Source organism: Nocardioides panaciterrulae (assembly GCF_013409645.1).
Taxonomy (GTDB): Bacteria; Actinomycetota; Actinomycetes; order Propionibacteriales; family Nocardioidaceae; genus Nocardioides; species Nocardioides panaciterrulae.
On sequence record NZ_JACCBG010000001.1, the window covers coordinates 1,591,204 to 1,597,500 of the forward strand.

Genomic DNA, 6,297 nt, shown 5'->3' on the forward strand with positions numbered 1-6,297 from the left:
GGTGACGACCCTCCCGGCGTAGGTTCGGGGCATGGCACCGCGGGCGGGACGACGGCGTGCGTACTTCGTGTTGATGGGGACCTGCGTGGTGCTCATCGTCCTGGCGTGGAACGTGGTGCGGCTGTGGTCCACGACCGCGGCGGTGGTGATGAGCGTCGTCGCGGCCGTGATCCCGCCGGTCGCCGTCATCGTCGGCAACCTGGGTGCCCTGGACGACGACGACCCCGGACACGACCACCGTTAGGAGTAGGTCACGTCCGGGGCCGCCGCTCGCGTGGGCGCCCGAGCTCACTTGGAGGGCTGGGGCACGTTCACGTTGCAGTCGACCTTGGGGTTGGCGCCCATGTAGTTCAGGGGGCCGGCCACCACGGTCAGCGCGGTGTCGCCGGCGGTCTTGCAGCTGACCTCCTGGTCATTGCCGAAGTAGCCGCGCTGGAACGCGGCGGCGACGCCGATCACCAACCACAGCACGACGATGATGCCGAGCAGACTCTTCATGGACTTCTCTCCTTGGTCCGGGCCTCGGTCCGGGCACGTGTCACGAGTGTCGGAGGGGTCATACCCCGGGTGCGTGGGGGCCAACCCCCGCGCACCGGGCACGGACCGGCGTCGCTCAGGAGTACGACGCCTGGTAGGCCAGCACGGCCGCCCGGCCCTCGGCCAGCGCGAGCTCGAGGGCCTCGACGAGCCGGGCGCAGCCCTCGGTGCTGCCGCTGTCGGCGGCCAGCTCCAGCTGCTGGGCGATCCGTCCGGCCGGGGTGACGCCCAGGTTCAGCGCGCCGCCGGCCAGCTTGTGCGCGACCTGCTTGAGCCTCTGCGCGTCCCCGGCGGCGCAGGCCTCGCGGATGGTCGCCATCGTCGCGGGCGTGTTCGTGACGAAGTTGCCGATCGCGCGGTCGAGGTAGGAGGTGTTGCCCGGATCGAGGTCGCGCAGCTCGTCGAGGCGGGGCACGTCGAGCCCCTCGATCCGCGGCGCGGCGGCGGGGCATGGGTCCGTGCCGGCCGGCGGCGCTCCCTTGCCCGCGAGCCACTTGTCCAGCACGGCGCGCAGGACCGTGATGTCCACCGGCTTGGTCAGGAAGTCGTCCATGCCCGCGGCCAGGCAGCGGTCCTTCTCGCCCTCGATCGCCGCGGCGGTCATGGCGATCACCGGGACCCGGTCTCCCTGCTCACGAGCGCGGATCTGCCGGGTGGCGGCGTAGCCGTCCATGCGGGGCATCTGCACGTCCATCAGGATCGCGTCGTACCCGTCCTGCCCGGGGCGGGCGAGGGCCTCGAGGGCGGCCTGCCCGTCGTCGGCGGTCTCGGCGGCGTAACCCAGCGCCTCGAGCATCCCCACGGCCACCATCTGGTTGACCGGGTTGTCCTCGACCACGAGCACCCGGTGGCGCCGGCTGGGCCCGGCGGGTTGGCCGCCGGAGATCGAGGGCCGCGGACCGGCGCCGGCGACGTGGTGCAGGAGCACGTCGCGTAGCGCCGCCCACAGCACCGGCTTGGTGAGCAGGTCGGTGACCCGCGCCGCGCGGACGCGGTCCGGGTCCGGCACGGTCCGCGAGGTGAGCATGAGCAGCACCAGGTCGTCGTTCTCGGGCCGGCTGCGCAGGTCCTCGGCCAGGTCCAGCCCGTCGCGCCCCGGCATGACCAGGTCGAGCAGGGCCGCGTCGAACGGGTCGCCCTCGCGGGCGGCCGCCTCCACGGCCGCGACGGCGGCGTGCGCCTCGGCGACCACGTGCGCACGCACGCCCCACCAGCCCAGCTGCTCCTGCAGCACCAGCCGGTTGTGCTCGTTGTCGTCCACCACCAGCACCCTGCGCCCGCGCAGCCAGCCCCGGGCGTACTCGTCGTCGGGGTCGGCGACATCGCCCGCGGCGGCCTCGAAGTCGGCGGTGAACCAGAAGACCGTCCCGCCGCCGGGGTTGGGCTCCAGCCCGATCTCGCCCCCCAACGCCTCGACGATCTCCCGTGAGATCGCCAGCCCCAGACCGGTCCCGCCGTAGGTCCGGGTCGTGGACGCGTCGGCCTGGGTGAACGGGTCGAAGAGGCTCTGCACGTCGCCCCGGGGGACGCCCACGCCGGTGTCCCTGACCTCGACCCGGAGCTGCGTGCGGCCGCCCCCGCCCGGCTGCGCGGTCGCCCGGACCAGGACCTGGCCGGCCTCGGTGAACTTCACGGCGTTCGAGCCCAGGTTCGTCAGCACCTGGGCCAGGCGCATCGGGTCCCCCCGCAGCACCTCGGGGACGTCGGGGTGACAGGAGACGACCAGCTCGAGCCCCTTGGCGCGCGCGGACTCGGCGAGCAGGCTCGCGACCTGGTCGAAGACCGGACGGACCTCGAAGTCCAGCCGTTCGAGCAGCAGCTTCCCGGCCTCGATCTTCGAGAAGTCCAAGACGTCGTTGATGACGCCGAGCAGGGCCCTGCTGGCCACCTGCACCCCGGAGGCGAGGCGCATCTGCGCGGCGTCCAGCCGGGTCCGGAGCAGCAGGTCGTTCAGGCCGATGACGCCGTTGAGCGGCGTGCGGATCTCGTGGCTCATGGTGGCCAGGAACTCCGACTTCTGGCGGGAGGCCTCCATCGCCTCGTCCCTGGCGGTGGCGAGCTCCCGCTCGGCCCGTTCCCGTTCGGCGACCCGGGCGAGCTGCACGGCGACCTGCTCGACCATCGAGGTGATCATGTCGTGGCGGTAGAGCGGGGGAGCGGAGGTGATCGTGATGACCGCGCAGACCTGGTCGTGGGCGGACACGCAGAAGGCCACGGTGAGCCGGGCGTCGTCCCACACGGTGCGGCGCTCGCGGAAGGCCCGGTTGGCGAGCTCGGTCTCGGCCACCGAGGTCCCGGGCTCGGTGGCGTCGACCTCGCGGTCCTCCTCGAAGATGTAGAGCGGGACCACGCCGCGCCCGTCGGCCGAGGGCAGGAACGCCCGGGCCCGCTCCCAGTCGTCGTGCAGCAGCACCAGGGCCTGTGCCTGGCTGAGGACCTCCTCGAGGGTCCGGGCCTCGTTCGCCGCGGTGGCGACCGCCTGCATCAGCGCGTTCTGCCGGACGGAGTCCTCCAGGGCGAGCTCCGCGAGCTTGGTCTCGGTGATGTCCTGGTGGGTGCCGGACATCCGGGTCACCGCGCCGGCGGCGTCGTGGTGCGCCTCGCCCCGGCCGCGCGTCCAGACCCAGCTGCCGTCGGCGTGCGCCACCCTGACCACGAAGAAGAACGCGCCGCCCCCCTGCAGGGCGTCCTGGACGGCGTCGTCCACCTGGTCACGGTCATCGGGGTGCACCATGGCGAGGAAGTCCGCGTAGGTGCCGCCGAATTCGGCGGCACCGTAACCGTAGAGGGCGTAGAGCTCCTCGGACCCGACGATGCGGTCCTGCTCGACGTCCCACTCCCAGCTGCCGAGCCGGGCGATCCGCTGTGCCTCGGCGAGCTGGCGCTGGCTGGCGGTCAGCTTGTCGTGGACCGAGCGACGGTCGGAGAAGTCGGCGAGCCGGTGCACGACGGCCGCGATCCGGCCGTCCGGCCCACGCAGAGCGCTCTCGCGCACCAGCACCCACAGGGCGCTGCCGTCACGACGCACGAACCGGCTCTCCACGTCGCCAGGGTTGAGCTCGCCCCGGCGTACGACGTCGAGGTGGTCGGCGAACTGGCCGCGCCCCACCTCGTCGAGCGTCTCGAAGACCGTCAGGTCGACGAGCTCCTCTGGCTCGGCACCGAACATCCGGGCCAGCGCCGGGTTCGCGTAGATCGTGCGGCCGTCGAGGTCGAACACCCAGATGCCGTCGGGCGACGTCTCGATGACGTCCCGGTACAGCCCTGACAGCTCCATACGTGCCTCCCGGGGAAACGATAGGGCCAGCCGATGCGGGGGCGGCACCGATCGCCCACGAGAGGGGAGCTCGAGCCGGTTCAGGACTCCTCGTCGATCAGGTACCGGCCGTCACGGTAGGCCAGCCGGAGGGAGACCTCGTCGGAGGTCGACGTGCCGTTCTTGCGGGTGTAGTCCACGACGTAGTCGACCGTGAGCGCGTCCGGATCGGTCGCGTTGAACGAGCGGAGCCGGGCCGTCTTGATGGTGTCCCAGAAGCCTTCGTAGCCGGAGAGGCCGCCGCTGGCTTGTCGGAACCGAGGGGACAGCATGGCGAAGGCCGACTTCGGGTCGCTGGTGACGGTGGCCAGGTAGTCCTCGATGAACCGGTGCATGCCGTCCACGGTGGGTCCGGCGGTCGGGGAGCCCGGGGATCCGCTGGGGGATCCGCTGGGGGATCCGCTGGGGGATCGGCTGGGGGATCCGCTGGGGGATTGGCTGGGGGCGCGGCTGTGGCTGGGCGGGGTGGCGGTCCCGGTCTCGGTGCCGTCGCGGCCGACGATCGCCCAGCCCACCAGCGCGGCCAGGACCACCGCGAGGCCGACCAGCACCGGGAGCAGCGAGCGGCCGGGGCGGCGCCGCGGCACCGGTCCTTCGTCCGGCGTCGAGCGCGGCCGCGGGGCCGGATCCGCCGGGAGGACCCGGGTGGGCGCGGCCGGCGGAGCGGAGGACGCCGCGGACGACGAGGACGGCGGGGTCGCCGGCCCGGCCTCGCCGGACCGGAGCACGTCGCGCACCCGGCTCATCGACCACCGGTCCGCCGGGTCGGGAGTCATCGTCGCCTCGAGGAGGGGAGCGAGCCAGCCGGCGTCCGGCAGCCGCGGCGGCGCCTCGTGCACGATGCGGTAGAGCGTCCCCATCAGGTTCCCGCCGACCTCGTACGGCGGCTTCCCGGCGAGCGCGTGGTAGAGCGTGGCGCCCAGCGACCACACGTCGCTGGCCGCGGACGCGGACTGGCCGGACGCGACCTCGGGGGCGAGGTACGCCGGCGACCCGGTGACCAGGCCGGTCTGGGTCAGGGTGGCGTCGGCCGCGGCCCGGGCGATCCCGAAGTCCGTGAGCTTCACCTGGCCCTCGCGGGTCACCAGGATGTTGGAGGGCTTCACGTCGCGGTGCACGATGCCGGCCTCGTGCGCCTCGGTCAGCGCATCGGCCGCCTGCGCCAGCAGGGGGGCCGCCCGGGCCGGCGACAGCGGGCCCTGGTCTCGCACCAGCTCGGCCAGGGTCACGCTCTCGACGTACTCCATCACCAGCCACCGCTCGTCGTCCTCGACGACGAGGTCGAACACCGCGACCACGTGCGGATGGTTGAGCCGGGCCGCGAGCCGGGCCTCGCGCTCGGCGCGGACCAGGTCGGGCGCCTCGACGCCGGGCACCATGCCGATGCGCTTGAGCGCGACCGGCCGGCCGAGCACCTCGTCGGCCCCCAGCCACACCGAGCCCATGCCGCCGCGACCGATCTCCCGGTCCAGCGAGTACCTGCCTGCGATCACCGTTGGGTCCCTCCCATGCCGCAGATCAGGGTAGCGACGGCTCCCGCCACGGTCGCATCGGTGAAACCGGGTGGGCGGTGCTCGCGCGGATGGGGCAGGCTTGGGGTCGTCAGCACCGAACTGTGGAAGGCTTCCGCGTGTCCCTCGACCCCGCTCTCCTCGACGACCTGCAGTGGCGCGGCCTGATCGCCCACTCGACCGACCTCGCCGGCCTGCGCGAGGCGTTCGCCGCCGGGAGCGTCCGGTTCTACGTGGGCTTCGACCCGACGGCGCCGAGCCTGCACATGGGCAACCTGCTGCAGATCCTCACCGCGCGCCGCCTCCAGCTGGCCGGGCACACGCCGTACGCGCTCGTCGGTGGCGCGACGGGCATGATCGGCGACCCCAAGGACTCCGGGGAGCGCACCCTCAACTCGCTCGACACCGTCAAGGACTGGGTCGAGCGGGTGCGCCGCCAGATCGAGCCCTTCCTGTCCTTCGAGGGGCCGAACGCGGCGACGATGGTCAACAACTACGACTGGACGGCGTCGCTGTCGGTCATCGACTTCCTGCGCGACATCGGGAAGCACTTCCCGGTGAACCGGATGCTGGCCCGGGAGACCGTGAAGCGCCGGCTGGAGACCGGCATCAGCTACACCGAGTTCAGCTACGTGCTGCTGCAGTCGATGGACTTCTTGAGCCTGCACCGGGACCACGCGGTGACGCTGCAGTTCGGCGGCAGCGACCAGTGGGGCAACCTCACGGGCGGCGTCGAGCTCATCCGCCGGGCCGACGGCGCCACCGTGCACGCGTTCGCCACGCCGCTGGTGACCCGCGCGGACGGCACCAAGTACGGCAAGACCGAGGGCGGCGCGCTCTGGCTGGACCCGGAGATGATGTCGCCGTACGCCTTCTACCAGTTCTGGCTGAACGTGGAGGACGAGAAGGTGGGGGAGCTGTTGCGGCTCTTCA

Annotated in this window: 5 protein-coding genes (1 of these 5 only partly in view); 2 read left to right on the forward strand and 3 right to left on the reverse strand. The window is 72.6% G+C overall.

From position 1 onward, the window contains the following. Positions 1-31 precede the first annotated feature (31 nt). Positions 32-244, forward strand: coding sequence for a DUF3099 domain-containing protein (locus BJZ21_RS07485; protein WP_179663171.1), 213 nt, complete (start codon positions 32-34; stop codon positions 242-244). A gap of 44 nt (positions 245-288) precedes the next feature. On the opposite strand, the gene BJZ21_RS07490 is transcribed toward BJZ21_RS07485, so the two are convergent. The 3 genes from BJZ21_RS07490 to BJZ21_RS07500 all read right to left on the reverse strand — a co-directional run bounded on the left by BJZ21_RS07490 (position 289) and on the right by BJZ21_RS07500 (position 5,346). Beyond that, positions 289-498 (reverse strand): hypothetical protein, encoded by a 210-nt coding sequence (locus BJZ21_RS07490; RefSeq protein WP_179663172.1) that lies wholly within the window; start codon positions 496-498, stop codon positions 289-291. 115 nt (positions 499-613) lie between these two features. Further along, a complete protein-coding gene (locus tag BJZ21_RS07495; RefSeq protein ID WP_179663173.1) occupies positions 614-3,814 on the reverse strand; it encodes a PAS domain-containing hybrid sensor histidine kinase/response regulator in 3,201 nt (1,066 codons plus the stop codon). 80 nt (positions 3,815-3,894) lie between these two features. Beyond that, complete coding sequence (locus BJZ21_RS07500; RefSeq protein ID WP_179663174.1) at positions 3,895-5,346, reverse strand: protein kinase domain-containing protein; 1,452 nt, start codon at positions 5,344-5,346, stop codon at positions 3,895-3,897. 137 nt (positions 5,347-5,483) lie between these two features. Between BJZ21_RS07500 and tyrS the strand changes: the two genes are divergently transcribed. Continuing rightward, positions 5,484-6,297, forward strand: partial view of a tyrosine--tRNA ligase gene (gene tyrS / locus BJZ21_RS07505; protein WP_343052012.1) — the 5' portion only. The gene runs 458 nt beyond the window's last position; only the first 814 of its 1,272 coding nucleotides appear in the window; its start codon is at positions 5,484-5,486; the stop codon falls past the right edge of the window.

What these genes read in the sequence shown, in the direction of transcription:
- BJZ21_RS07490 (WP_179663172.1), bottom strand. Translation starts at nt 498, where the DNA reads ATGAAGAGTCTGCTCGGCATCATCGTCGTGCTGTGGTTGGTGATCGGC.
- BJZ21_RS07495 (WP_179663173.1), bottom strand. Translation starts at nt 3,814, where the DNA reads ATGGAGCTGTCAGGGCTGTACCGGGACGTCATCGAGACGTCGCCCGAC.
- BJZ21_RS07485 (WP_179663171.1), top strand. Translation starts at nt 32, where the DNA reads ATGGCACCGCGGGCGGGACGACGGCGTGCGTACTTCGTGTTGATGGGG.